Here is a 25,653-nt window from a genome sequence, read left to right on the forward strand (position 1 = left end):
TTGGCACAACCTCACCGCTAGGCTTTACTGTGTACCGATTAGCGTTGGTAATCTGTTGGTAATTTGATGGGGTTAGGTTGATAGCTGATTGAATCGATAAGCTAGCCAGTGAAAGATTTTCTCTTGGCTAGGCTTAAGTAATCATTTTATAGGGTGCTTAGTCAATTTTGAATGTTAACTTTTGTTAAGTTCTAAATCACAAAATAGCTATTTTGAATATCAGGTTTTATCAAGTCCTAAATGACCTGTTAGCGATTTTGAATGTTGATATTTGTTAACAGATAGGTAGTCTCCAATCTGAATATTTATTAACAACCTAAGCATTTTAAATGACAAGTTTTGACAAGTATCAAAATGCTAAAAATCTATTTTTAATGTCAACTTTTGACAGTATTTCGTATTTTGAACGTTATGTTTTGTTAGGTAGCTTGCCTTGCCAATAGATAAATTGAATATTAGGTTTCATTAGGTTTTTAGTACAGGTGAAATATAACGTTTTCCGTTATGGTTGATTTGACCTGCCCAATTTGAGCGGTTGAAATAGCTTTAATGATGAATGGCGATTATCACCATAGAGGTTTGGGCGGTTGATTTCGCCGTGTTACCCATTTTAGGTGCTTCGATAAAAGTAATGGTCTAAGGTTTTCTTGTTTTACTTCCAATTTAAGGGGGACTAATGTGATTACTAAAATTGACGTTAAAGAATAATATCAATTACATGATAAGCATAACACCAGCACTTCTATCATTGAAAGTTAATTAGCCTAAACAAAGTAAGTTTTTAATAATTTAGTCGTATTTAACTTCTTAGCTCCAAATAATCTAAAAGTGATCTTTATCTTAAATATGCTTATCTGGTTAAAAGCTACCCTATACCTAACGAGTTAACACTGTTTATTACCATTTAATAATTACTTGCATAAAAATAGAGCTGTATGATAAAATATTTCTCAATGTAAACCAAAGTTAACGCTAGGGTTTATTTGTATCTAATTGCATTTTAAATGCTTATTTTTTATGTTAACTATTGATTTTAAAGGTGAAAGTATGTTAAAGTTCAACACCGCAACACCGCAACACCGCAACACCGCAACACCGCAACACCGCAACTAAGCCATTATTATATCTAGTTTCTGCCTCGATTGTTTTTTCTACGGTTATATGTTTAACTTCTTTGGAAGCATCTCCAAAAACTTATGGTTATACATTAGTTATGCCAAATGAGTTTTGGCCTAGCACACCTATGCCACCAGTAGCACTTACTAGAATGAATTTAGTGGGTAACTCAATTCAACAAAAAACCGCCGCAAATAATCCAGATGTCTTTTGTAAATCTCAAGGCAGTGGCTATCGTTTACCCTCAATAGGGGAATTTCATGCTCAAACTAAAAGTCTTTCACCTGGCGCAAGTTATCAACCTCAAGCACCAGCGCATTGGTCACAATACATCAATAATGATACGACTAAAGCACGCTTACCTAATGATACCACTAGAAATGTTAATGGCTCTCTCTATAACGAATGGGGAGATGTGTCAAAATACTCTAACGGGTGGGAAGCTGGGAATTATTGGTCGACTGAAATTAGTGTTATAAATTATCCTGCTGGTGGCAATAATGGTCAGAATTGGAAATATGGTGGTGGTTATGGACGATTTATTTTTGGCGCGACTGGTACAACAGCGTATCCACCAAGTGACACTGCTCTTAATAGTAATGTAGCGACCAATGTAAACTCGCTCTACAACGTTGCCTGTATAAGAGATTTAGTCCCAACCCCATCAACTCCCACACCAAGTAAATCTTAATCTATTTAGTGATTATTAATTTGCTTTTCCTTTCTTGTATGTTCAATGCTGATGTTTAAAGCTGGCATTGGACTGGTTTAATTTTAAACGCTCCTAATTAATTTTACTCCTCATTTAATGTCTGCAATGGCACATGCTCTTAAACTTAAGGCTTGCTTTAAATACAGCTAATTATATAACGGGTGTAAAGGGGTATGGTTTCCCTGCGTACCATCTGCGTACTTTCTAAATGCGTATCTGTTACCGTGTAATAAAGACTGATAGAATATAATACAAAATAGGCTGATTTGTTGTGAATCTGTTGTAACCATGTTGACGCTTTGATGGTAATCTGTTGGCACTTGCTTGAAAATCTATTGAAAGAATGAAGTAATACTATCGATTGAATGGATTAGCTAGCCAGTGAAAGATTTTTTCTTGGCTAGCTGAAAAGGTGATATTACCGTGTGATTAAATATAGTCGTTTGTGTTGAATGTTGGCTCATTCCATATCTTTTTAACTTCTTGGGCAAGTAAATCCTCTATCACCTGCTTTTTAGTTTTATTTTGATACTTCTCAATTAAATCTAAATGCAAAACGGCATCTAATGAGCATTGCACATCTATTCTCCTGCCATTATTAGCCTTATGCCTTTTTCTGTAGGCTTGTTGTCTTTGTGCGTTGGTGATCTTACTACCTGCCATAGTTAATACCTCAAATTAGTTATTATTTATTACCGTGTAACATAATTAACTTTATGCTTAAGTGGGCTTAGTATCCTATCCACCCCCTAGTGGTAAAATTTATCTAAAAACTGTTCACCGTGTTCACCCGCCATTATTAATATTTAATATCAGTTAGTTAAGGGGTGCAGTTTATGCTTAACTCATCACCAAGTATTCACCACTTAAGTATTAACTCATCACCATAAAAAATTAAAGGTGAACAGTGGTGAATACTTGGTGAACACTTTAAAGTAAACTGTTCACCGTTATTTATTTTTATTTACAATAATTTATACTAAAGGTGAACAGTATGAACAGTTTTTCCTATAATTTTACCCCCACTGGGGTGTGCTTAATTATCATTTGCTTGAGGTAGCCAATCATTAGCATTTTCAGCATCTAAATTTAGATTAGTGCGAATACCTGCCTTAGTCCTTTTGCGTAAGTATTCCTTGCTGTGTTCTGCTAATGCCCCCTTTATATCTATACCGAATCGTGTCAATGATACGGGTTTCGCTAGGTTATTTCCTCGCATGAAAGCTAAGTAAGCGTGATATAAGTATCGCTTTGGGTTAAAGGGAATGATTTCCGCATTGCCTATAAGCATGCCCTCGCAATCCATTGACGCGAATAAATACCCGCAAAAGTCCACTAGCGAATCAGTGCCACGTTTGATATCCAGTGCTTCCTCTGATAATTGTTGTTCAATAAGTAAGGCTTTCGCTTCACTGGCTAGGCTGAATCTTGCTAATAGATGTCTGATTATTATCATTCGACGGATCTTATAAGTAATTGATTTTATAATAAATTATTATATTTTTGATTTTAATGGGAATTTTAACGTCTTTTTTTTGCGGAAAAAATTGAAAAGGAACCAATTTTATGATCAAATGTAGTTTCTCACACATACAATTTTCATAAAAAGAGGTTCCTATGAACAATGAATTTATCACATTTTCACGCCCACTTAAATCATTTTTTGATAAAATATCGATTAGAGAATTTGCAAGGAAAACAAAGTTCATGCAACGCATACGATTGTTGCAACCCGAATGTTTTTTAAGTACTTTAATTCAAACGCTTAGCTTTAAAGATCACGCTAACTTAGCAGATATTTTGAGAATAATGGATAGTGAACAAGAAACAAGTCAATACAAACCTTTTCACAATCAAATTAAAAAAGCTGAATGCACCACATTTATACAATCCATGGTTGAAGAGGCAACTAAAGCGCTCTTTCTTGCGCCTTTTAAACAAGCGCTACCCAAAGAAACTCCTTTTAAAAACATATTTTTACATGACGGTTCTTCCCTAACCTTAAATCCTCGCTTAAAAGAGGAATTCCCTGGTCGCTTTACAAAAACAGCACCCGCAGCAATAGAGTGCCATTTGACGATGGATTTAGTGAAAGGCGTGGCCCACTATATTGCGCTTGATGCGGATAAAGAAAGCGAGAAAAATTATAGGCCTTCTGAAAAAGGACTAAAAGAAACTTTAGTAATGATGGATGCGGGTTATTTTGACATCGGTTATCTTGAAAAAATAAGCCAATCAGGTGGCTTTTTTGTGGTTAGGGCAAAAGCAAATATCAATCCTCTTGTGGTAGCAAAATACAATGAAATGGGTACAGAGCTTTTTCATAACGAAATGAAATTGAAAGAATTAAAATCTAAAGACCATGATTTCGTTGACATGGATGTACAATGGATAAAAACAAATACTCCATTCAGAGTCATTCAATTTTATGATAGAAAAAGAAAGGGCAAAGGTTACCTAATTACGAACCTGAACAGAGGCCAATTTACAGGTGAAAAAGTCCTGTCCCTTTATGGTTTAAGATGGCAAATTGAGCTATTTTTCAAAGAATTAAAATCTTTTTGCAGTCTAAAGAAAGTCAATACAGTAAATCCTAATATTGTTAAAACGCTGATATGGGCAAGCTTGTTGACCTTGATAATAAAGCGTTACGTTGCCTTATCTGTAGGAATTTTATGGCAAACAATTATCTCAACACAGAAAACCTGCAGAAGCAGCATATGCTGGCTTCCTAAATTAATGAATTATCTTAAATCAGATGAGCAAGATATCAGTTTATTAGATGAAATTTTCTCATTTATTTCGAAGAATTGTAGGAGATCTAATACGAAACGAGATAGAGAAACTGAGATGTTTACATCAGATCTGATCCCTTACTGCCAAATCAAATACTTAGAATCATATCTGCACAAAAAACGAGCTTAAGGACTATCGTATGTAATTATTATCGGTAGCTCTTTTGCTATCTTATCGCGCAATAATGGATCACGCTCTTTCTCTGGGATCACCTCTGAAAAGTTAAATATTACACGCCTGCGGGAAATGCCCCCGCTTCTATCGCTGAAGCTCATAGCATTATTATTAACTGCAATCACAACCGCTTGAATACGCGTTGAGTAGGGTTGTTTGTGTTTAGGGTCTATTGCCACCTCATCGCCACCTGTAATCGCTTTTAGCCCCGAACCGTCCCCAACGTAACGCGTTTGGTCTGGCATGATGATTAACGAATAACCTACCACTAGCGCCCGTTCTCTTGGGTTTTCTAATGCCGCCATGTTAGCTGATACGGTATTACCTTTCCCGCCAGTAAAGTGAATATATCTGATAAAACGCTTTTACCACTCCCGCCCGCGACTGTAATCTCTAAAAACAATTGCCAATCATACCGATTTGCTAGCACCATGAATAACGCGGCTAAAATACGTTCCTTTTTGCGTGAATCGTGCGCGGCGGCTCGATTAAGCCATTGCCAAAAATTAGGTGCGTGCGTGGCTAGAGTTTCCCCTGCTTCTGCATGGGTGAAAGTAATATCATTAGAAACAACTAGCCAATCGTGCCTATCATGCGCCCTAAATTCCCCTTTTTCTAAATCAAATATGCCATTTTTAAACCCTATAATATTGCTTATTGGCTTGCTCATTAGGGGCAACTGTAATTTTAATGCGTCAACGGCTGATTGTACGCCTTTGCTTGTATAAGGCTCATCAGCTTCAATAAATACTGCCACCATTTCGCGCATTAATTCCCTATCGGTAATAGGTCTACACATTGTACCGTCATAAAAGTGTACAAGCTCCGTTAGTTCCTCTAAAGCGAGATCACCCCCATAGCGGTGAAGTAATACCTCACCCCTTTGACTTGCACCCATTTGTGAAAGTGGTAAGGTTTTTTTAGGTTTACTATTGCTAAGATCCAAAGTTTTACCATTTTCAGTGTTAGGGGCTTTATTTGGGGCTTGCTCCTCTGGTTGGTAAAGCAATTCATTAAATGCCTTTCTGGTTGCTTCTACGCCATTATCACGGCGGTAGTCGTCCCAGTCTGCTTTATGGGGTGTTGGTGGTAATGCTACCCACCCATTAACCGCTAAGGCGGCTTTTTCTGCTTCTGCCTTGCCAGTGTTGATATTGCTATCTTTCAGCAAGTCGTTATCAGCCCCTATAATGATTTTTACTTCTGGCATGGCTTCCCTTATCACTCTAGCCACATGAATTAAATTACCTGCGTCAATAGCTGATAATACCAATGCGGTATCATCTGAAATAGACTTAAGGGCTAGGGCGGTAGCAAAGCCCTCCGCAATAATTACGCTACTTGGTTGCTCAATTAGTTTACTTGCTAAAGCAAACTTTCCTACTTTTTTAGTACCCGTTAAAAGGCGTTTTTCGCCCTCTAGGGTGATTGTTTGCGCCCCTGTTATTTCCCCCTTAAGCGTGACCAGTGGAATAATTGCCTTGCCATCTGGTAGAACCTTTACCCTTACATTGTCATAGCCCTTTTTTATCAAATAGGGGTGGGTATTTGGGGTGGCTGTACTCAATAAATTACGCACTGCGCTTTTTATGTATCCATTAGGCTTATTATCGTGGCTATTGCTTATCATGTTGGTGATAGGTAAAGCCACCCCAAAGAATCAGCTACCAGTTATGACGCGTTCACGCTTCATCTTCATTCTACCTGTCGGAATAATCCAAAGCCCTTTATCAAGGGTTATTTCGTCCTATTTTGTACCTGAGGCTTCTGATAGCCTTGTAATTGTTAATAGCTGTAATTCAATTACTAACCTTGTTTGTAGATTAACACTAGCCACTTGTAGAGTTTTCATTAGTTCGGGTAATTCTTCTGGCGAGATACTTGGGTGGTGTTTTACTTTGGTTTTTTCAAAGGCCTTGCTAATATTCGCAGCGGGGTTGGCGTGAATTAATCCTGCATGGATGGCATGAAATAAAATCTTATTAACTCGTTGGATCACTCTCTTTACCATTTCGAACTTACCAGTAGCGGTAAGTGGTTTCATCATTCCTATAATGATAGGGTAGGTAATATCATTATATACTCAATGGAAATCTAGATGCAGGTTTTAGCATTACTTAACGCCCACTGAATGGCAAGCGGAGTAATATCTGCTCCTGCAATTTGAAGTAACTTCAGTATAGGAATTTTACCAAGGGGAGGAAAAATGTATTTTTCCATAGTGCGCCAACAATCTTTAAGGGTATTCTCTGATATACCTTTGGTTTTCTTTACTTGAAAGTAATCTAACTCGACGTTTTTCAAACGTATTACTAAATCTAATTAACACGCTATCTTTTTCTTGCTTTTTAGCCTCTCTGGGGTAACTAATGATGTCATTATTAGTTAGTCATGATGGGCTAGTTTAAGAGAAATAGAGGGGCACTTACCAATTGTAATAATTGAACGCTTACCCGTAGTGGTGATTACCACCGATAACGCCATATTTTCACCCCACTAGGCTTTACTAATAATTCAAGCCCGCCACCATTAAATAAGGTAAGGTCTTTATCAATCAATTTGATGGTCTTAATTTGGGTGTCGGTTAATGGTGTGTTTTTTTGTCATCCTTTAGCTCCTCAATTTAGTAACACGTTTTTTAGTAATTCGTTTTCATGTTATTTCACGTGTTACCAAAAAATCAAACCGAGGCCGCTTATTGAAGGTTGAAAATAGCGACTAAAAGGTATAAAAAAAACAACAATCTAGTATTGGTGCGGGTTTCTTGTTTGTGAGCGCTCATTAAATTTTAATGAGCGTTTATTGATTTGGTCGGCGTGAGAGGATTTGAACCTCCGACCCTCAACACCCCATGCTGATGCGCTACCAAGCTGCGCTACACGCCGATAATCTCAACATGATAACGAACCTATTGATAAATGCAAGCGCACGTTAATTAAGTGATTAAAAATGAATCAAAACGAGTTTCTCATGATTAACGTAGGCTTTTTCTTTTTGCTGTCAGAGTGAATTTGTATTCCGATGATTTAAAAAAGTTTCGGCTATATTCAAAGATAACCCCTGACTCTAAATAACCTATTGTAATTTTTTCAATGATTGGTTGTTCAATAGGAATATCTAAATGCGTACAGACATCTTCTCTTGGCATGACAGCCAAAATTTCCTGTTCACTTCTATCAATCACTAATTTTTTTATTTGTTCGATATAATGGTATTTTGAACCTTGCATGATTTCATAGGTGAGATCAGGGAAAAGTTTTAAAGGGAGCCAAGTTTCTTCGAGAGTAATGGCTTTTTTGTCGATGAATCTCACTCGCTTAACATAATATACTTTATCTTCCTCGGTAAGTTGTAATGTATTTGTTATGTTTTTGTTGGGTTTGATGATTTCAAACTTTAATATTTCACTATGAGTGTGCTGACTGCTTGTATCGAATTTCTCTTCAAATCCAGTCATTTGATAAATATCATAGTCAACGAGTGCTTTTTTTACATACGTGCCACTACCTTGTATACTCTCTAAGACACGCTCTTCAATAAGATTTTTAATGGCTTGCCTAACTGTTACTCGGCTTACACTGAAGATATTGCACAGTTCAGCTTCGGTAAAAATAGCATCTCCAGGCGCTAATTCCCCTCGTTTGATTTGCTCCTTAATTGAATTAGCGATAACCCGATACATTGGTTGTTTAGCCATAATTACCCTCTATTTATATGACAATTTTTGTTATTTTGACTTTTTATGCCGACATATTGGCAAAATTTAGGAAAAAATGTGATAATTGTCTTATTTTTGTATTAAATTTGTATTATTATTTAGGAAGTAGTGTACGATTAATTGGCGATTATAGCGAGTCACAAGGCTTTTTTGCTATAAAAAGTACACAGCGTTAGCTAATATTAGATACAGTTTACCTATAATAGAGGTGAAAAACTATGAATCTCTCAGCCTTAACAAACCAAGATTTAATTTTAATTAAATCTCCCTTTAAAACTCGTGATGAGGCAATTAATGCCTTAATTGACAAACTTTATCAGCAAGGGAAAATTTCAGATAAAACTGAATTTTTAAATGCTGTTATGCAACGTGAAAGTGAAGGACCTACAGCACTTGGTGAAGGATTAGCTATTCCACATGGTAAATCTTTAAGTGTTAAAGAAGCGGCTTTTGCAGTCGCGACCATAGAGGGTTCAATTGACTGGGAGGGGATTGATGGGGATGAATCAGTTAATTTAGTTTTTTTGCTTGCCATTCCTTCAGCCGAAGCTGGAACAACTCATATTCAGTTACTCACTCAGCTTACAACCGCTTTAGTCGATGATGACACTCGTGAAGCAATTGTTCAAGCGGTAAGTCCTGCTAATTTATTTGAGTTGTTATCCCAAAACATTGCTAAACAATCGGAAGAATCAACCCAAACAGAAAGTTTAGTTCAAAATGACAGCTCAGAATTAACAGTGGTTTGTGTGACAGCTTGTCCTGCAGGCATTGCGCATACCTACATGGCGGCAGAGTATCTTGAAAAAGCGGGAAAAAAGCTTGGTATTCGTGTTGTGGTAGAAAAACAAGGTGCCAATGGAATTGAAGGGCGTATTTCTAATCAGGATTTGCAAAATGCAACAGCATGTATTTTTGCCGCTGAAGTCGCGATAAAAGAAGTTGAACGTTTTGCAGGTATACCTACCATTAAAGTCCCTGTTGCTGAACCTATTAAACGTGCTGAGAGTATTATTCAAGAGGTGATTGAAAAAGCTAAACATAATCCTAGACAAGCCAATGTAACAGAAACAAGTACTCCAGTTGAACAAAAAGTGTCGGTTAAAACAGAATTGAAACAAGCATTATTAAGTGGTATCTCTTTTGCGGTTCCCCTCATTGTTGCTGGAGGGACTGTACTTGCTGTTGCTGTTTTGATCACGCAAATTTTTGGCCTACAGGAAGTTTATGAAACTGAAAATTCATGGCTATGGTTATATCGAAAACTTGGCGGTAATTTACTTGGCGTATTAATGGTGCCTGTTTTATCTGCATATACGGCCTATTCACTTGCCGATAAACCAGCATTAGGACCAGGATTTGCCGCAGGTGTTGCTGCAAATTTAATTGGCTCTGGTTTTCTAGGAGGAGTGGTTGGTGGTCTGATTGCAGGTTATGTCATGCGCTATGTGAAAAAACATATTCGTCTTTCACCAACGTTCAATGGATTTTTAAGTTTTTACCTTTACCCTGTTATCGGTACCTTAATCGCCGGTAGTTTAATGCTTTTCGTGGTAGGTAAACCTGTTGCTTTAATTAATACAGGTCTCACAACTTGGTTAAATTCTTTATCTGGTAGTAATGCGCTATTGTTAGGTTTAATTATTGGTTGCTTCGTATCATTCGATCTTGGTGGACCCGTTAATAAAGCTGCTTATGCATTTTGCTTAGGCGCCATGGCAAATGGTGTGTATGGACCTTACGCTATCTTTGCTTCTGTGAAAATGGTTTCTGCTTTTACGGTGACCGCCTCTACCATGATAGCACCAAGACTGTTCAAAGATTTTGAGATTGAAACAGGGAAATCAACATGGCTATTAGGCTTAGCAGGGATTACGGAAGGGGCTATACCAATGGCAATTGAAGATCCTATCAGAGTCATTGGCTCATTTCTACTAGGCTCAGCTGTAACAGGAGCGTTAGTTGGATGGGCAAGTATTGGTTTATCGACACCAGGAGCAGGGATCTTCTCTATGTTTTTATTGACCGATAATCCATTAGGCGCTTTTGCTTCTGCTGGTATTTGGTTCGGCGCTGCTTTATTAGGTGCTTTAATATCGACAATCACGCTTATTGCATGGCGTAAACAAGCTGTTTCATCTGGTAAATTTGCAGTTTAAAGTAGGTTATGCCTATGGCATGAGCCATAGGCAGATTTAAAAAGTCTAAAAGTCTTGAGGATAACATAATGAATACAAAACAGGTCAGTGAAAAACAGATTAATGTTCATATCACACCGCACATGCACTGGGATAGAGAATGGTATTTTACCGCTGAACATTCTCGTGTGCTATTAGTTAATAACATGGAAGAAATTTTAACGCGATTAGAAAATGATCCTGATTATCCTTTTTATGTTTTAGATGGGCAAACCGCCATATTGGAAGACTATTTTGCGGTAAAACCTGAAGCAAAAGAGCGAGTAGAAAGATTAGTTCAACAAAAAAAATTAATTATTGGACCTTGGTATACCCAAACTGACTTAATGATGGTTGGAGCTGAATCGATTACCCGGAATTTATTATATGGGATGAAAGATTGCCAACCATTTGGCGAGGTGATGGAAATAGGCTACTTGCCAGATTCATTTGGTATGAGTCAGGCTTTACCACAGATCTTAAATGGATTTGGTATAGACACAGCGATGTTTTGGCGTGGCTGTAGTGAAAGACATGGTACGCACCATACTGAATTTGTCTGGCAATCAGTAGATGGAAGTGAAGTCATTGCACAAGTGCTACCGCTAGGTTATGCAATAGGGAAATATCTACCTGAAGATAAAGAAGCGCTCTATAAACGATTAAATAGTTACCTTGAAGTATTAGAAAAAGCATCATTCAGTGGGGATTTATTATTACCAAATGGGCATGATCAAATGCCAATTCAACAAAATATATTCCAGATTATTGAACTCTTAAAAGAGATATTTCCAGAACGTACTTTTTTACTCAGCCGATTTGAAACGATTTTTGACAAACTAAAAGCTCAAAAAACGCAATTACCACGCTTAACGGGTGAATTTAATGATGGTAAATATATGCGAGTCCATAGAACTATCTCTTCTACTCGGATGGATATTAAGCTTGATAATGCGAGGGTCGAAAATAAAATTTCTAATTTACTTGAACCGGCTGCGACTATCGCTTATGCATTAGGGTGTGAATATCACCATGGTCTAATTGAAAAGATGTGGAAAGAGATCATGAAAAATCATGCGCATGACAGTATTAGCTGTTGCTGTAGCGATCCTGTACATCAAGAGATAAAGTCAAGATTTTGGCTTGCTGATGATATGGCAGAAAATTTGTTGCAGTTTTATTTAAGAAAAATTGTCGATAACATGCCTAAAATACCAAATTCATTTGGAGAAGGGGTTAGGGATAGATTAGCTTTTTTTAATTTTTTACCTTACTCACGCAAAGAAATTGTGAATGCAACGATACGAATCAGAGCAACAGATTTTCAAATTTTTGATGCCGAAGGCAGATCCGTTTCTTATGCGATTTTAACTGCAAAAGAAATTGATCCTGGTCTTGTAGATAGACAAATTGTTCATTATGGTAATTATGATCCTTTCATGGAATATGACATCCAATTATCAATTGACTTACCTGCTATGGGGTACACTGCCCTTAGCATTGAAAAATCTACGGTAGAGAAAGCCGCTGCTTGTGTTATACCTGTGCCATCAATGATTGAATCTCATCTTAAAATTGAAAATGAGTTTTATCAAATAGAATTAAATAAAAATGGCACAATCAATGTTATTAATAACAGTACGGGTCAACGATTTGATAATGCGTTGTTAATTGAGGAAGGATCTGACGATGGGGATGAATATGATTATTCTCCTTCACGTGAAGAATGGTTACTTAATAACCTGGATTGTCAAGCAGACATTAAACTCAGTGCTACTCCTTGGCAGCAAAAGGCACGTATTGCCATTTCTATGCCTGTACCAAATAATTTGCAATCAAGGGCTCAAAAAATTAAAGATGGCTTATTAGAGGTGATGTTTACTGTCACATTAACAGCGGGCGATCCTAAAATTGCAATTGAAGTAGAATGGCATAACCAAGCAGATGACCACAGAGTCAGAATTTTATTTCCTTACCAATGGATAAGTCAAAATGTCATTGCAGATACTCAGTTTGGTACAATTTCACGTCCTGTGAAGGATGATGCAATGAATTATTGGGAAGAGGAAGGATGGAAAGAAGCTCCGATCCCAGTTTGGCAGTTACTCAATTTTGTTGCAGTAGAAGAGACAAACGATGCACAAAAAACTCAAACGATGGCGTTATTTACAGAAGGGTTAAGAGAATTTGAGGTTATTGAACATCAAGGATACCAAGCGATTGCTTTAACTCTCTTTAGGTCCATAGGGGTGCTTGGCAAAGAGAATCTACTTTTACGCCCAGGTCGCCCATCAGGAATCAAGCTTCCTACACCAGATTCCCAGATGAGAGGTCGTTATCATGCAAGAATTGGTCTTGGAATTTTTGATGGTAGTGTTGATTCGGTCGAGGTGATGCGTCTTGCTAAAGCGTTTAATACACCTGTTTGTTATTATAACAAAATACCGTATGATGCGATGAAGCTTAATTTAGAGGCATTTCAAACACCGATTCAATTCAGCTTGCTCGAAATGCAGCCCACTCAATTAACCTTAAGTGCAATTAAAAAAGCTGAGCAGGATGAAACGATAATCATCCGGTGGTTCAATCCATCGCATTCTAATAGTTCAGAAGAGAAAGCGTTACAGATTAACCTTCCTCATGCGAAATTAGCAGAAGTTAACTTAGCTGAAAAAGAACTTTCAGAATCAAAGAACCTTAATAATGGACTTGGGGTATTTAAACCAAACCAGGTCAGAAGTTTTAGTGTGAAACTCACACAAACTTCTTAAATTAAATAGGCCGTCAATTGACGGCCTATTGATTAAATAAGGAGAGTATCTTATGCATATTGTGATTGCGCCAGATTCGTATAAAGAAAGTTTATCGGCAACTCGCGTTGCTGAAATCATTAAAATGGCGTTTGTAAACCATTTTCCAGAGGCAAAATATAGCCTTTTGCCCCTAGCAGATGGAGGTGAGGGAACGGTTGAGGCAATTTTATACGCTAAAACAGGGAACCCTTATCAAACGAAGGTGCTTGACCCTTTGCTTAGAGAAGTTGATGCAAATTGGGGAATCATTGATGATGGAAAAACTGCCGTAATTGAAATGGCTGCAGCTTCTGGTCTACCTTTATTATCCGAAAGTCAAAGGGATCCATGTATTACATCCACTTACGGAACAGGACAACTCATTTTAGCAGCACTAGATAAAGGAGTTAATAAAATTATTATTGGCCTTGGAGGCAGTGCAACGAACGATGCTGGTGCGGGCATTATCCAAGCGCTTGGTGGAAAGTTGACTAATATCGAAGGTCAAAATTTGCCGCCAGGTGGTTTAGCACTCACGGAATTTGATAGGCTCGATCTGAGTGAAATTGACCCTAGATTATCTAAGGTTGAATTAATTGTTGCGTGTGATGTAAATAATCCATTATGCGGTCTTAATGGCGCAAGTCATATTTTTGGTGGACAAAAAGGGGCGGATGAATCAACTCGGTATGCGCTAGATAGCGCGTTAATGCATTTTGCTTCTAAAATAGAAACTGAGTTTGAAACAGTGTGTTCATCTAAGCAGTCGATGGGAGCAGCGGGAGGGGCGCCTTATGGCTTATCGATTATTCATCCAAAACTAAAGATTGTCTCTGGTATTGAATTCATATTGAATGAATTAAAATACGATGTGATTATTCAACAAGCTGATCTGGTTATCACGGGGGAAGGGAAGATGGACAATCAAACCCTAGAAGGCAAGACCCCACTTGGTGTGGCTAAAATTGCCAAACAAGCAAACATACCTGTTATTGGTTTATGTGGTGTTGTAGGAGATGAATCTGATCAATTAAGGGACTATTTTGATGCCGTTTTCCCATCAATACAGTCCCTCAAATCGCTTGAGGCCACATTACAGGCAGCGTCTAATTCACTTTATCACACTGCTGTATCAGTAGCCGCGGTGACTAAAATGCAATTTAAGTGATTCATTACCACAAAAGCATGCTATGGCATTAAAGAAGGATGTGTTTTTAATGCCATTAGATATTATTGATTGTTTTTGTTTAGATGGATGATATCAGATTGCAATTTAAGGATGACATCTTGGTTTGCAGGAGGAAACATGTCTGGAATAAGAGTATTTGCTGCTATCCACTGAGTGGTTTGCCCCTCTTTTCCAAAAGGCTCTCCTTCCCAAGCCGTAACAAGGAAAAAATGGAGTATTAAGCATAGAGACTCAGATACGACGCTCTTCTCTACACTAAAATCCTCAATTTTAGTTGCATATATACCTACTTCTTCCATCAATTCTCTTCGCAGTGCATCTTGAATGTCTTCGTCAGCTTCGACTTTTCCACCCGGAAATTCAAACAATCCAGCATACGATTTACCATCCGGTCTAATTGCAACAAAAATATCATTGTTTGTATTGATGATAATGCCGATTGCAATATTTTGTTCGTTATTTAAGTGTCTATTCATATCAGAAAGTATGTCAGCCAAGTGATATCCTTAGTATGTTGCTATTGTTTATTTTTCGATGTCAATCAGGTTCTAACTCATCCCTTTTGATTACCTTAAGTTAAGTCACGTATTTTGATCAACCTAATTTAACATATTAGCGGATATTTGGACTAAAAGAAATTAAGCAAGTGGACTGTTATTGCATAAAAATAGATTTGCTAAGGGGTGAGCTGCCAGTATGATGCATTTTTTGATTCAAACAGACCATCAGACTAGTGAAAAAATCGGTTTTAATGCTAGGCTGTGGTAAGATAATCAATAGAAAAATTATTCCCAACCTAGGTGCATGTTTACATTAATTATCTATAGGAGAAAGTATGCCTACACAATCTGAAGTGCAAAAATCTGAGAACTTATCATTTGAAGATGCAATGAAAGCTCTTGAAAGTATTGTTGTTAAATTAGAAACAGGTGAATTACCGCTAGAAGAGTCACTTAAAGAGTTTGAACGAGGAATATCACTTGCAAGACAGAGCCAAAAAACATTAGAAGCAGCAGAACAGCGTGTCAAAATCTTACTTAACCCAGATGAAAATAGTCAATTAACGGATTTTTAAACTGTCTTTTAAATTGAAGTTTATATTACACTATTGATTGTTAAGATAATGATTTAATGTTTTTTTTAGTTTTTATGCGCGCAAATCAAATGTATGACTGATATTATGTCTTAAATTATTATGACTTTCGATAAAATCAATCCTGACAAATGGAATCACGGTATGCAAAAAGACGTTACTCCACCAAGTACATCATTAAACAGATTCAATCAAACCCTTGTAGAGATACAACGCAAAATAGATTGTGTTTTATCTGCAGATTTAAATCGTTTGAAAATAGAGCAAAATGTACCTGATGTGCTTTTTAACGCGATGCATTATGGCCTTTTACTTGGCGGTAAACGCTTAAGACCATATCTGGTCTATAGTACGTGTCAATTTTTGAATGTCTCTGATGATATCGCTAATGCAATCGCGACCTCCATAGAATCGATTCATGCCTATTCATTGATACATGATGATTTGCCAGCTATGGATGATGATGAATTAAGACGCGGACATCCAACCTGCCATATTCAATTTGGTGAAGCGACCGCTATTTTAGCAGCAGATTCCTTGCAAACTTTTGCATTCGAACGCCTATCAGCAGATAGTTTACCTATAGAGCCTGATAGACAAATTAAATTAATTCAACACTTAGCACAAGCAAGTGGGGCTGCAGGGATGTGTGGTGGTCAAATGCTTGATTTACTCAGTGAAAAAAAAGTGATTAGCCTCGATAAGTTAAAAGCTATTCATAAATTGAAAACCGGGGCATTGATCCGTGCCTCGGTTATGATGCCTGTCGTTGCAGCAAACCTAGAAAATAGCCCAATAGGCAAACATCTAGACACTTATTCATCAGCTATTGGGCTTGCTTTTCAAATACAAGATGACATATTAGATGTGATAGGAGATACCAAAATTCTAGGCAAGCAAGCAGGGGCGGATGTATTATTAGGTAAAAATACTTACCCAAGTTTGCTAGGTTTAGAGGGGGCAATGGAAATGGCAAATACGCTAATTATTGAGGCCAAGCAAGCTCTTGCTAGCGTTGATGATTTAATGTCTGAGAAAAATGAAATAGCCTTAAATCAACTCACTGATTTGGCCGATTTTATTATTTTGCGTAAGCATTAGAGGTAATACGCTTTTTGCTCAATCTAACGAGAACAAAGAATATTCTAAAAAAATTGTCAGTAAATTACGTTAAATCAATGTTACTAGACTACAATGCCGTTAATATCACCTTCAACAAACCATGATATTGATTAGAGATAAGGATAAGTTTGTCTTAACATCAAAATAACAAGCAGGTGCAAACATGATGAATAATGCGATACCCACTCTTCTCATTGTTGAAGATGAAATCGTGACAAGAAATACATTAAAAGCTCTATTTGAAGCAGAAGGGTATGCCGTTCTGTTAGCGAGTAATGGGAACCAAATGCAAGAATTTCTCGATAAGCAAGCGGTCGATCTTGTTTTATTAGATATTAACTTACCAGGTAAAAATGGTCTTTCTTTAGCTCGTGAAATTAGAGATAAAATTGATGCAGGGCTGATATTTTTAACCGGTAGAGATAATGAGATTGATAAGATCTTAGGTCTTGAAATCGGAGCGGATGATTATATCACTAAACCATTTAATCCAAGAGAATTAACCATTCGAGTGCGTAATTTATTACAACGTACAATGAAAGTGAAACAACAAGCTGAACAGCGTACTGAAGAGATTTTGAAACAAAATGAATTAAATGCCGCAGAAGAATCATCAATCAGTCAGCATTTTAATTTTTTTGGATGGCAGCTCAATACTGATAGTCATCAATTAATTAGCCCTACAGGAGAGGCATTTCAATTACCGAGAAGCGAATATCGAGCGCTTCATCACTTATGCACTCATCCCGGCAAAATTCAAACTAGGCAGATATTACTTGAAAAAATGACTGGCCGTGAGTTCAAAGAGCATGATAGAACAGTTGATGTGACTATTAGGCGACTTAGGCAATATTTTGAAAACTATCCAGAGACGCCTGAGGTCATTGCAACCGTACATGGTGAAGGATATCGTTTTACAGGAGATTTGCAGGCATAAGTGGCTAGTTTAGATTTATTAATTGTTTTACCATCAAATATTAACTTATAAGGTGTATTGTGAGTCAAATGACTTTAACTGGTGTTATCTGACTCGCAACACATCTAAAATCGAATAAAAAGTCTTAATTCCGAATTTTTTTAATCGACTCAGCAATAGATAGAAAATAATCGAGGCTAGGGGTGATTGTATTAGGGGTTTTTGCTTCATCATCCCAAAGTCTTAATTTTACAGCATCTTCAAAATGCACATTTGAGCGGAATGCTTCCACTTCTTCCTCGTTAAATCGCCCACCTTGTAATTCTAAACTATGGATAGAGTCAGGTGAAAGTTGTTCTTCATAAAGAGGGTTAACCGCGCATAAATATCGTTTGGCATCAACATGTAATCTAATTGGCTCGATCACCTCTTCGTCAAAAAGATTAACCAATAAAGTTGCTATAAGCTCTTGATGTTGATAATCTTGATTGGTTTTTATCTCATTTCTGATTTGGTTTGAATATAATACTAAATGACCAAGATCATGTAATAAAGATGCTGTAATTAATTTGGCATTTTCACCTGCTTCTTGTGCAAGCATTGCTGATTGTAGAGCATGTTCTAATTGGCTAACAGGCGAGCCGTAATATTGTGTATCGCCAAAGCTATTCATCAATACCTTAATTTCTTCGATTGAATTAAATGGCATAAGAGATAGGTTAATTGGTTGTTGATTTATCGTAGGCATAATGTGTTCTCATTTAAGGGTTGTTTATAAATTAATTTAACGTGAATTATTTTTTCATAAAGTTATTGCAAATAAGCATCAAATATCTGAGCTCACTTACTGATATGTTTGCAATTGAATATCTGTCCTTATCACGTCTAAATAGTAAAAATTATTCTGCCCTGTGATATCTTAATATTTGAAATACAAGACTAATCACTCAACTCTTCATAAAGCCTGAAATTTGCACTTTCATCATCAACAGTGTTAAGTATTTGGTATAGACGGATAGCTAAGGTTTTAATATCGCAGTCATTATCAATAAAATGAGTATAGTTAGGTAAACCATTAGCATATGTTCTAGCTTGACTTAAACGTTGTTCTATTACCCGTTGACTTGCATGACCATTACTGAGTAGACGTTCTACTAATATTGCTTCAGGCACATTCAAACAAATTGGAATTAATGAATCCCCAAATATTTTTTTTGCCACAGGTAAATACGCTCTCGAGCCATTAACAATAACATTATGACCACCATTCACCCAATGATAGACCTCTCGGCCTACCGCGTATTTAAGGTTATTTGACTTCCACGCCATAACAAAAAAACTATTTTCTAAGCGAAACTGAAAATCATTTTCATATAAAAAAATATGACTTTCATCACAACTTTCTTGATTATGCGTGATATATCGATGAGCAACGATTATTTTTTGTTTATTGTCGGTAAAAATACTATGGGGAGGGTTTATGGTGGTAGGGGGATTTTTTCTGGTTTTTAATTGCTTATGTTCAAGGTCCTTAATGTTGTGTGCTTTTAAATAATTAAGTAAAGTATCTTTACCTGATCCAGACGCACCCATTAAATAAATTAATTTCGCCATTAGAATATCTCCTTTAGTCAAAACTGATAACGTTAATCTCATCATTACTAGACTAAAAACAATTAATTAGTCGCTAGCATTAATGTGTTAAATGCAAAAATCAGCTATTTAACTTCGATAGTCAAACAGAATAACAATCGAGTTAAATAGGGATGGGAACAAATATTCTTACTAGTCCTAAGTAATTGATATGTTTATCTTACAAATATCATTTATCAGGTTTCTTGATTAAAGATGATAGTCAATAATTGTGACAAAATTATTGATTTTATATTGCACTTTTATGTCGAGGAGATGAGGGTAGACTTAAGTTGGCTTGTTAACTTTTTGAATATGGTTAAATTGACATATTCCCAGATGACTTTCTATTAATATAACAATCAAATATTGCTAATTCTACTTATTATGATAGATAGTGGTACAAAGAGTTAACAGCGATTGATATCCAATTTACTTGCTTAACTATAGGTAAATTGTATAGATTAATTTATAAGAAAATTGATATGTCACAGTCACATTGGCCTTATTACTTCACTCCAATAGTGCGACACATCGTGGTGCTGGAAAATACACACCTGAAAATACGTTAGCTTCGCTGCGAATCGATGCTGAGTATTGTCATAAAATGGTGAAGTTTGATGTAACGCTCTCTGAATATGATGTTGCGTTCTAATCCCATCATGATAAATTGAACCATACAACGAATTTTAATGCACTTGAAGCGAAAACTTCCTAGCAAACACTTTCTAATTTAGATACAGGACGTTGGGTATACTAAACCGTTCGAAAGTGAATGCTTAGCTACTTTTGCAAAAATTGCTGAAATAATCTATCAACTTGGCTTGGTGGTAAACATCGAAATTAAGCGCCTCTTATTTTTCATTTTCTTTTAAAACATTACTTGCAGGCAAACAAACTCAGCCACATAAAGCTAGTATATAGTTTTCCCAAATAGCTGATTTAGTTAAATGATTGTTTAGGTGAGCGATCGCATCCTAGTTTGCAGTAAGTTTCTACAACAAGTTAATTTTTATATATTTATAAAGCATCAATTATTTTTAATGTGTATTCACAGTATGTTAGCTGGATATACATAAACATAATTCCTTCTCTTATATAAAATCGAAAAATATTCCAACCTGTCTATTTTTTTATTAAATATAAAATCTATAGGCATGAGTATTTAGCCTGATTGATATTTTTTTAAATAATTACCTAAGTAACTTTTTGAATTAATAAGAATAAAGAATGCAGCTGACAAAACCTTAATTATTTATTATCATTGCTTATTGTAATTAAGTAATTCAAATGGTAATATTTAGTTAAGTTTTAATCTATGTAGCTCAGATATTGAGCATGTAAACTGTAGCAATTACCTTATTAGAATAATATTTATGTTAAAATTAACACCAAATCAATCATTGAATACCACTTTGAGGCTTGATATGTCTAGAGAAGTTGAGTATAATCAGCGATCAGCGATCAGCGATCAGCGATCAGCGATCATTTCTTACAAATTTAAATGTTTTAACACATTTAACGCTTCCCTATACTTCGCATAAAAAAGCATTAAGTTCTCTTCGAACAAATCAAAACAGACTCATTTGTTTAAATTCAGCATTAACTAAATATAAAGTTACGCCTACTGGGCTAGCTATTGTATTGTACCCGCATTTAGTAAATGATACTGAGAACCCAACAAACCGTATCGAACACATTTCTAATACTAAATTAGGCAGTCAGGCTATTGCCGTCATCTTAGATGACCCCGCTCCCTATATTCAATCTGAAACGGTAAATACAACCAAAACCAAAACAGTCAGATATTACTCATCTTGGCTGCGTATTCCTGTGCCTGTCAATCAGCAACGAACTAAATTGAGTCGAAAACGCATACTGCAAGTAGCGGATAGTGCGTTCAAGTAGTTATCTATACGAGCTATCTTTCAAGAGACAGTAAATCTGTAACAGGTTGAATGATAACAGGTAGGCATAAGGGATTAAGGTGTTATGGCGGTATTAACGCATGAAGAGAAAGACCGAATATTAGACGAATTTTTAGGTGGGATATCAGCAGAGTGTATTTGCCGCGATTACAACATTACTCCACTACAATTAGTTGAAATATTTAATTCAACCGAGCGGAGCTTTGTGAATGAACTGTTTGATGAACCGGAGAAACCTAAACTGACTATATCACAAGTGGAATATGAAAATAGTCAGTTAAAAGAGCAACACGATTTATTAAATAGAAAAATTAATGAATACGAAATTGAGATCCGTGTTCACAAAGAAATGTTAGAGACACTAATAGCGAATAATGCAAAGAAATGGAAACTATTTTGATGAGGGTGTGGATATGCAATGCAAACTGAATATATGACTGGCAGCCACATGACCAGTATCTACCACCGAACTGTAAGATTTAATGCATTACGGTGGGTTATAGACAACACCATAAGAGTAGAAAACAACATCCATATGCACGTACAAAATCGTTTAAATACTAAGAATATAATTTTCATAAAAAGGATGAGTAAATGATAAGGAAATATATTGACAACAATAAATTAACTGCAGCAGCCTTATTCGCGCTCTCCCTTTGTCCATTGACGAATCTGGCACACGCAGAAGTCGAGATAAACAACGGCATAGTAGAAGTTGCTGGTATTGAGGGTGAGACAGCAATTTATACCGCGCCTAGTGACATTAGTCTTTACCAATTGGCATTGCAAAGCGGGATCACCGTGGATGCATTACGCAAGTTGAACCATGGCCAAGTAGACAACATAGAAATATTAGCGGCAGCACAATCGATTGTGTTACCTAAAACGTCGCCTTTATTTTCACAGACTCAACAAGAAGAAGTTTCAGCTATTACCGCATTGCCTGAACTCAGTACACGTGAATTAGGCAACGAAACGGCAACCGAGCTGCTAATTAATACAACACCTGCGGGTCGTTATGTCACAGGCACAGCGGAAGAAAATACTGCCAATATTGCCCAATCTGTTGCAACACAAGATTGGAGTAATTTAACCCCAGAAATCGTGCTAGATGATGCAGAGACCTGGGCGAAAAACCAAGCTAAACAAGCGCTGATGGAACCAATTGAAAAAGGTGCTAATGAATTACTCGGTAGGTTTGGTAAAGGTTCGGTCAATATCTCGATTGATGAAGATGGCAGCTTAAGAAGCTCAAGCTTATCTTTATTAAGCCCTTGGTATGATGATAAAGAGAGCCTTTTCTTTTCACAAGTTGGTATCAACAGCCAAAATCGTGAACGCACCATTGGTAACTTTGGTTTTGGTTACCGTTATGAGCAAGATAGTTATCTATTAGGGACTAACGCCTTTATTGATCATGATTTTACTGGGAGCAACACACGGTTAGGTTTAGGAACAGAATTGTGGATGGATAATCTAAAGTTAGCGGCTAACTACTATACACCGCTATCTGACTGGAAAGAGTCTGATGTGTTGTTAGATTTCGAAGAACGCCCAGCGCAAGGTTTTGACATCCGTGCTCAAGCGTATTTGCCTAACTATGAACAATTAGGTGCATCACTAAAGTATGAGCAATATTTTGGTGACCAAGTAGGGCTATTTGGCGAAAACAAAGAAGCGTTACAACATGATCCAAAAGCCATATCGATTGGATTGGATTATACCCCAATCCCATTGGTGACTTTCAAAGCAGCACAGCGTTTTGGTGATGATGGCGAAAAAGATACACGTTTAGATATGAATTTAAACTTACAGCTTGGTACGCCATTAGAAAAGCAACTTGATCCTGATAATGTTGCGGCAACTCGTAGCTTAAAAGGTAGTCGTTATGATTTAGTTGATCGTAACTACGACATTGTCTTTGAATATCGCCAAAATATCTTCCAAGTGATGTGGAATTTACCAACGCCATATTCAATGGAGATGGGCGAGACCTTGCCATTGCAAGTGCTCACGACAAGTAAAACACCAATTGTTAAAGTCGTTTGGAGTATTAAAACCAAATTAGGTCGTGACGTAACAACGGGATTTGACCCACAAGATTTGAGTAATAATGATTTAAAACTGAATTTTAAACCGGATGATTTAGATAATTACATCATTATTGCAACAGTAACTAACCAAGCAGGGATGACCGTTTCCACTATTCCTTTCGAATTAAATATGCGTATGGGTACAGGTGGATTAGCGAGGACACGACTTAAGTTTATTGATACTGAAACCAGGGCAACTTCTGTCTCTGCGATTCCTTCAGGTCAATTTGGTGATTATACCTCTGATGAGATCTTGCAACTGTCAGTTAAGGCGGTGCAGTTTGATGAAGCTGGTATTGAGAAAATGCTCAAATTTACTGATGGACAATGGTGGATAAGAGTAATGAGTCCTGATGGTACCGAAGAATTTATCAATACGATAAATGGTAATTTTGGGAATGAAAGTACTCTATTGTTAGTTAAGCAAGATTTAATATCAGATGAAAATGGTATAGAAATCAATGGTATTGAGTATGGGATAGTATCAGCGATTAATTTTGCGAATGTTCCAGTGAAAATTCAAATTGGTTACAGCGTCATAGAGGGTGAAAAAGTAGATCCAATTTTCCATGATGGATATTTTAATCGGTTCTACACACTCGGTAGCGTATCGTTTCAACTCTTTGAACGAGGCATAGATGGTAAACAACCACGTACAACAGCGATGACACCAAACGATAATTTGAAGATTGATACCTATTATGAAGTGGTGATATTAGATCAAGACAATAACGAAGTGACAGGACAATTTGTGGATACAATAAGATGGCATTACGTGGATGGAGCTAATAATCAAGTCGATCTTGAAGGATGTATGGGCTATGCGATGTTCTCTACGCAACGTACAAACTTTGATAACAATGAGTTCAGCTGGGGGAATTTAGTCAGACACCCGCTGGAAACTGAACAAGGATTAAGACTCATGCCAAGCATTGATCTCAGTAATTGGAATCCAGACGGTGTATTAGATGAAAACACTAATGTCTATTGCGAAAATAGTGGTGCAGCTGTTGAGGCGGTCGAAGAATACAACGGATATCAATTTTTAAATGGTCAAGGCTAAGGGGTTAATGATGATGATGAAACATAAACTAATTAAGCCCTTAATGATTGGATTATTGATTGCAAGCAGCATCCAAGGCGTCTATGCAGAAGATGTAGTTGGAAGAACGTATATGTCAACTGATGCCTTACCTGGTCCTTTATTAGGTCATGCACCGGGGATTGAAGTGACAGTAACGACTAATAGCGCATGTACTGATGGTGTAATTTATACGGGAAATACTTTGACTATCGATTATCGGTTGCTTGATACGGATTTAGACTGGGCTAATGAGTCTACTAAAGCAGAAATGGAAGCAAAGATTTCTTGGTACTTCTTAACAGAAGATGCTGAAGGTAATTTTGTTCTGGACGGTGATGGTACCCCTTTCAAAACAGGTGGACTCACCTATGAAGTTCAGCCAGAAGATGCTGGTAAGATTATTGGGATCTCGATTAAGCCGATGACCACAACGGGCGATCCAAATACGACGGCGGAGCCTCTTGAGGTGTTTGACTTAAGAACTACCCACACACTAGTGCCACAAGGCCAAGAAATGCTGTTTGAGAATCAAGTTGCGGGCACAGCATTTAATAATGGCTATATATTAGGTGTCAATAACATCACAAATGTGGTGATACAACCCACCGTTCCTGGTCAAGAGTGTGGGGTTATTCAGCCAACCGATGATATTGAAATCGTGTTATACAAAAATATTGCACCAGCAAAACAAGCGTATGAATATGAAGAGCTACCGTTTGACCAAACGGAGGGTAAGTTAAAAGTAAAAACTTACTATGCCGTGAAAGTGTTTGCTAAAGAACCCGATCCGGCAAATCCGGGTGGGTATATACGCGGAGCTAACATTACCGGTTTATATAAAGACAAACTTGTTTGGGAGCTTGTTGATGTAAATGATGCATCTAATCGTGTTGTTGTTGAGGCGAATTATATTAAAACGCAAGATAAAGATTATTTCGAATTTAAAACACAAGAATTAAATAACGAACAATCTCAAGATGGCGTTACTCAACCAGCAACATTAGCAAAAAGTATTGAGCATCAAAGTCAGCAAGGGATGAAATTTGAAATATCAATCACCGAGTAAATGATAAAAATAGTTGTTATAAATAAATCATATTAAATACACATA

Annotated in this window: 21 protein-coding genes, 1 tRNA gene and 3 pseudogenes; 13 read left to right on the top strand and 12 right to left on the bottom strand. The window is 36.8% G+C overall.

The genetic code is table 11. The annotated features are described in order from the left end of the window. Positions 1 to 1,174 precede the first annotated feature (1,174 nt). Positions 1,175 to 1,807, top strand: coding sequence for a hypothetical protein (locus tag BMW37_RS01095; RefSeq protein ID WP_093316855.1), 633 nt, complete (start codon positions 1,175 to 1,177; stop codon positions 1,805 to 1,807). Between the two features lie 450 nt (positions 1,808 to 2,257). On the opposite strand, the gene BMW37_RS01100 is transcribed toward BMW37_RS01095, so the two are convergent. Beyond that, on the bottom strand, positions 2,258 to 2,491 hold the full coding sequence (locus BMW37_RS01100; protein WP_093316858.1) for a hypothetical protein: 234 nt from the start codon (positions 2,489 to 2,491) through the stop codon (positions 2,258 to 2,260). Positions 2,492 to 2,864: 373 nt separating this feature from the next. Beyond that, a pseudogene (locus tag BMW37_RS01105) lies at positions 2,865 to 3,281 on the bottom strand (winged helix-turn-helix domain-containing protein); the annotation flags it as partial. 164 nt (positions 3,282 to 3,445) lie between these two features. On the opposite strand from BMW37_RS01105, the gene BMW37_RS01110 reads away from it, so the two are divergent. Then, on the top strand, positions 3,446 to 4,753 hold the full coding sequence (locus BMW37_RS01110; protein ID WP_093316863.1) for an IS4 family transposase: 1,308 nt from the start codon (positions 3,446 to 3,448) through the stop codon (positions 4,751 to 4,753). A gap of 8 nt (positions 4,754 to 4,761) precedes the next feature. On the opposite strand, the pseudogene BMW37_RS15840 reads toward BMW37_RS01110, so the two are convergent. From BMW37_RS15840 to BMW37_RS01130, 7 genes and pseudogenes are all read right to left on the bottom strand, one after another. After that, positions 4,762 to 5,744 (bottom strand): annotated as a pseudogene (locus tag BMW37_RS15840) (DNA primase family protein); the annotation flags it as partial. 153 nt (positions 5,745 to 5,897) lie between these two features. Beyond that, positions 5,898 to 6,428, bottom strand: a pseudogene (locus tag BMW37_RS15845) (DNA primase); the annotation flags it as partial. Between the two features lie 117 nt (positions 6,429 to 6,545). Next, a complete protein-coding gene (locus tag BMW37_RS01120) occupies positions 6,546 to 6,869 on the bottom strand; it encodes a phage integrase central domain-containing protein (protein ID WP_425441741.1) in 324 nt (107 codons plus the stop codon). A gap of 23 nt (positions 6,870 to 6,892) precedes the next feature. Then, a complete protein-coding gene (locus BMW37_RS15685; protein WP_281241253.1) occupies positions 6,893 to 7,018 on the bottom strand; it encodes a hypothetical protein in 126 nt (41 codons plus the stop codon). Positions 7,019 to 7,263: 245 nt separating this feature from the next. Next, positions 7,264 to 7,356 carry a hypothetical protein gene (locus BMW37_RS15850; protein WP_425441738.1) on the bottom strand — a complete coding sequence of 31 codons (93 nt, stop codon included), beginning with the start codon at positions 7,354 to 7,356 and terminating at the stop codon, positions 7,264 to 7,266. A 250-nt stretch (positions 7,357 to 7,606) separates the two neighbouring features. Beyond that, positions 7,607 to 7,683: transfer RNA gene (locus BMW37_RS01125), tRNA-Pro, on the bottom strand. An 89-nt stretch (positions 7,684 to 7,772) separates the two neighbouring features. Then, positions 7,773 to 8,495 carry a GntR family transcriptional regulator gene (locus tag BMW37_RS01130; protein WP_093316870.1) on the bottom strand — a complete coding sequence of 241 codons (723 nt, stop codon included), beginning with the start codon at positions 8,493 to 8,495 and terminating at the stop codon, positions 7,773 to 7,775. Between the two features lie 239 nt (positions 8,496 to 8,734). Here BMW37_RS01130 and mngA point away from each other — a divergent pair, with 239 nt between their 5' ends. From mngA to BMW37_RS01145, 3 genes are all read left to right on the top strand, one after another. Beyond that, complete coding sequence (mngA, locus tag BMW37_RS01135; protein ID WP_093316873.1) at positions 8,735 to 10,675, top strand: PTS 2-O-a-mannosyl-D-glycerate transporter subunit IIABC; 1,941 nt, start codon at positions 8,735 to 8,737, stop codon at positions 10,673 to 10,675. A 68-nt stretch (positions 10,676 to 10,743) separates the two neighbouring features. Next, positions 10,744 to 13,464 (top strand): mannosylglycerate hydrolase, encoded by a 2,721-nt coding sequence (gene mngB, locus BMW37_RS01140; RefSeq protein ID WP_093316876.1) that lies wholly within the window; start codon positions 10,744 to 10,746, stop codon positions 13,462 to 13,464. A gap of 52 nt (positions 13,465 to 13,516) precedes the next feature. Further along, positions 13,517 to 14,653 (top strand): glycerate kinase, encoded by a 1,137-nt coding sequence (locus BMW37_RS01145; protein ID WP_093316880.1) that lies wholly within the window; start codon positions 13,517 to 13,519, stop codon positions 14,651 to 14,653. 62 nt (positions 14,654 to 14,715) lie between these two features. Here the strand turns inward: BMW37_RS01145 and mutT are convergent, their stop codons facing one another. Further along, complete coding sequence (gene mutT, locus BMW37_RS01150; RefSeq protein WP_245710988.1) at positions 14,716 to 15,171, bottom strand: 8-oxo-dGTP diphosphatase MutT; 456 nt, start codon at positions 15,169 to 15,171, stop codon at positions 14,716 to 14,718. Between the two features lie 338 nt (positions 15,172 to 15,509). On the opposite strand from mutT, the gene xseB reads away from it, so the two are divergent. The 3 genes from xseB to arcA all read left to right on the top strand — a co-directional run bounded on the left by xseB (position 15,510) and on the right by arcA (position 17,826). After that, a complete protein-coding gene (gene xseB / locus BMW37_RS01155; RefSeq protein ID WP_093316883.1) occupies positions 15,510 to 15,749 on the top strand; it encodes an exodeoxyribonuclease VII small subunit in 240 nt (79 codons plus the stop codon). A gap of 162 nt (positions 15,750 to 15,911) precedes the next feature. Beyond that, a complete protein-coding gene (gene ispA, locus BMW37_RS01160) occupies positions 15,912 to 16,868 on the top strand; it encodes a (2E,6E)-farnesyl diphosphate synthase (RefSeq protein ID WP_093316886.1) in 957 nt (318 codons plus the stop codon). Positions 16,869 to 17,055: 187 nt separating this feature from the next. Then, entirely contained in the window at positions 17,056 to 17,826 is a 771-nt protein-coding gene (gene arcA, locus BMW37_RS01165) for a two-component system response regulator ArcA (protein WP_093316965.1), read from the top strand. Between the two features lie 124 nt (positions 17,827 to 17,950). On the opposite strand, the gene BMW37_RS01170 is transcribed toward arcA, so the two are convergent. Both BMW37_RS01170 and BMW37_RS01175 read right to left on the bottom strand, forming a co-directional pair. Then, entirely contained in the window at positions 17,951 to 18,553 is a 603-nt protein-coding gene (locus tag BMW37_RS01170) for an HD domain-containing protein (RefSeq protein WP_218139435.1), read from the bottom strand. A 191-nt stretch (positions 18,554 to 18,744) separates the two neighbouring features. Beyond that, positions 18,745 to 19,419, bottom strand: a complete 675-nt coding sequence (locus BMW37_RS01175; protein WP_093316889.1) for an AAA family ATPase — start codon at positions 19,417 to 19,419, stop codon at positions 18,745 to 18,747. Positions 19,420 to 19,936: 517 nt separating this feature from the next. On the opposite strand from BMW37_RS01175, the gene BMW37_RS15855 reads away from it, so the two are divergent. From BMW37_RS15855 to BMW37_RS01195, 5 genes are all read left to right on the top strand, one after another. Next, on the top strand, positions 19,937 to 20,092 hold the full coding sequence (locus BMW37_RS15855; protein WP_143047582.1) for a glycerophosphodiester phosphodiesterase family protein: 156 nt from the start codon (positions 19,937 to 19,939) through the stop codon (positions 20,090 to 20,092). Between the two features lie 785 nt (positions 20,093 to 20,877). Next, positions 20,878 to 21,345, top strand: coding sequence for a hypothetical protein (locus tag BMW37_RS01180; protein WP_093316892.1), 468 nt, complete (start codon positions 20,878 to 20,880; stop codon positions 21,343 to 21,345). A gap of 84 nt (positions 21,346 to 21,429) precedes the next feature. Next, the gene (locus BMW37_RS01185) at positions 21,430 to 21,765 is read left to right on the top strand and encodes a hypothetical protein (RefSeq protein WP_093316895.1); all 336 of its coding nucleotides are present in this window, start codon (positions 21,430 to 21,432) and stop codon (positions 21,763 to 21,765) included. Between the two features lie 194 nt (positions 21,766 to 21,959). After that, positions 21,960 to 24,521, top strand: a complete 2,562-nt coding sequence (locus BMW37_RS01190; RefSeq protein ID WP_093316898.1) for an inverse autotransporter beta domain-containing protein — start codon at positions 21,960 to 21,962, stop codon at positions 24,519 to 24,521. A gap of 16 nt (positions 24,522 to 24,537) precedes the next feature. Beyond that, positions 24,538 to 25,608 carry a hypothetical protein gene (locus BMW37_RS01195; protein WP_143047583.1) on the top strand — a complete coding sequence of 357 codons (1,071 nt, stop codon included), beginning with the start codon at positions 24,538 to 24,540 and terminating at the stop codon, positions 25,606 to 25,608. The last annotated feature ends 45 nt before the right edge of the window (positions 25,609 to 25,653 follow it).

Origin of the sequence: Thorsellia anophelis DSM 18579 (assembly GCF_900111395.1) — a bacterium.
Lineage (GTDB): Bacteria > Pseudomonadota > Gammaproteobacteria > Enterobacterales > Thorselliaceae > Thorsellia > Thorsellia anophelis.

Coding starts and splice junctions, on each gene's coding strand:
- mngA (WP_093316873.1), top strand. CDS start 8,735: ATGAATCTCTCAGCCTTAACAAACCAAGATTTAATTTTAATTAAATCT.
- xseB (WP_093316883.1), top strand. CDS start 15,510: ATGCCTACACAATCTGAAGTGCAAAAATCTGAGAACTTATCATTTGAA.
- BMW37_RS01145 (WP_093316880.1), top strand. CDS start 13,517: ATGCATATTGTGATTGCGCCAGATTCGTATAAAGAAAGTTTATCGGCA.
- ispA (WP_093316886.1), top strand. CDS start 15,912: ATGCAAAAAGACGTTACTCCACCAAGTACATCATTAAACAGATTCAAT.
- BMW37_RS01100 (WP_093316858.1), bottom strand. CDS start 2,491: ATGGCAGGTAGTAAGATCACCAACGCACAAAGACAACAAGCCTACAGA.
- BMW37_RS01110 (WP_093316863.1), top strand. CDS start 3,446: ATGAACAATGAATTTATCACATTTTCACGCCCACTTAAATCATTTTTT.
- BMW37_RS01175 (WP_093316889.1), bottom strand. CDS start 19,419: ATGGCGAAATTAATTTATTTAATGGGTGCGTCTGGATCAGGTAAAGAT.
- BMW37_RS01170 (WP_218139435.1), bottom strand. CDS start 18,553: ATGCCTACGATAAATCAACAACCAATTAACCTATCTCTTATGCCATTT.
- BMW37_RS01195 (WP_143047583.1), top strand. CDS start 24,538: ATGAAACATAAACTAATTAAGCCCTTAATGATTGGATTATTGATTGCA.
- arcA (WP_093316965.1), top strand. CDS start 17,056: ATGAATAATGCGATACCCACTCTTCTCATTGTTGAAGATGAAATCGTG.
- mngB (WP_093316876.1), top strand. CDS start 10,744: ATGAATACAAAACAGGTCAGTGAAAAACAGATTAATGTTCATATCACA.
- BMW37_RS01130 (WP_093316870.1), bottom strand. CDS start 8,495: ATGGCTAAACAACCAATGTATCGGGTTATCGCTAATTCAATTAAGGAG.
- BMW37_RS01190 (WP_093316898.1), top strand. CDS start 21,960: ATGATAAGGAAATATATTGACAACAATAAATTAACTGCAGCAGCCTTA.
- BMW37_RS01185 (WP_093316895.1), top strand. CDS start 21,430: ATGGCGGTATTAACGCATGAAGAGAAAGACCGAATATTAGACGAATTT.
- BMW37_RS15685 (WP_281241253.1), bottom strand. CDS start 7,018: ATGGAAAAATACATTTTTCCTCCCCTTGGTAAAATTCCTATACTGAAG.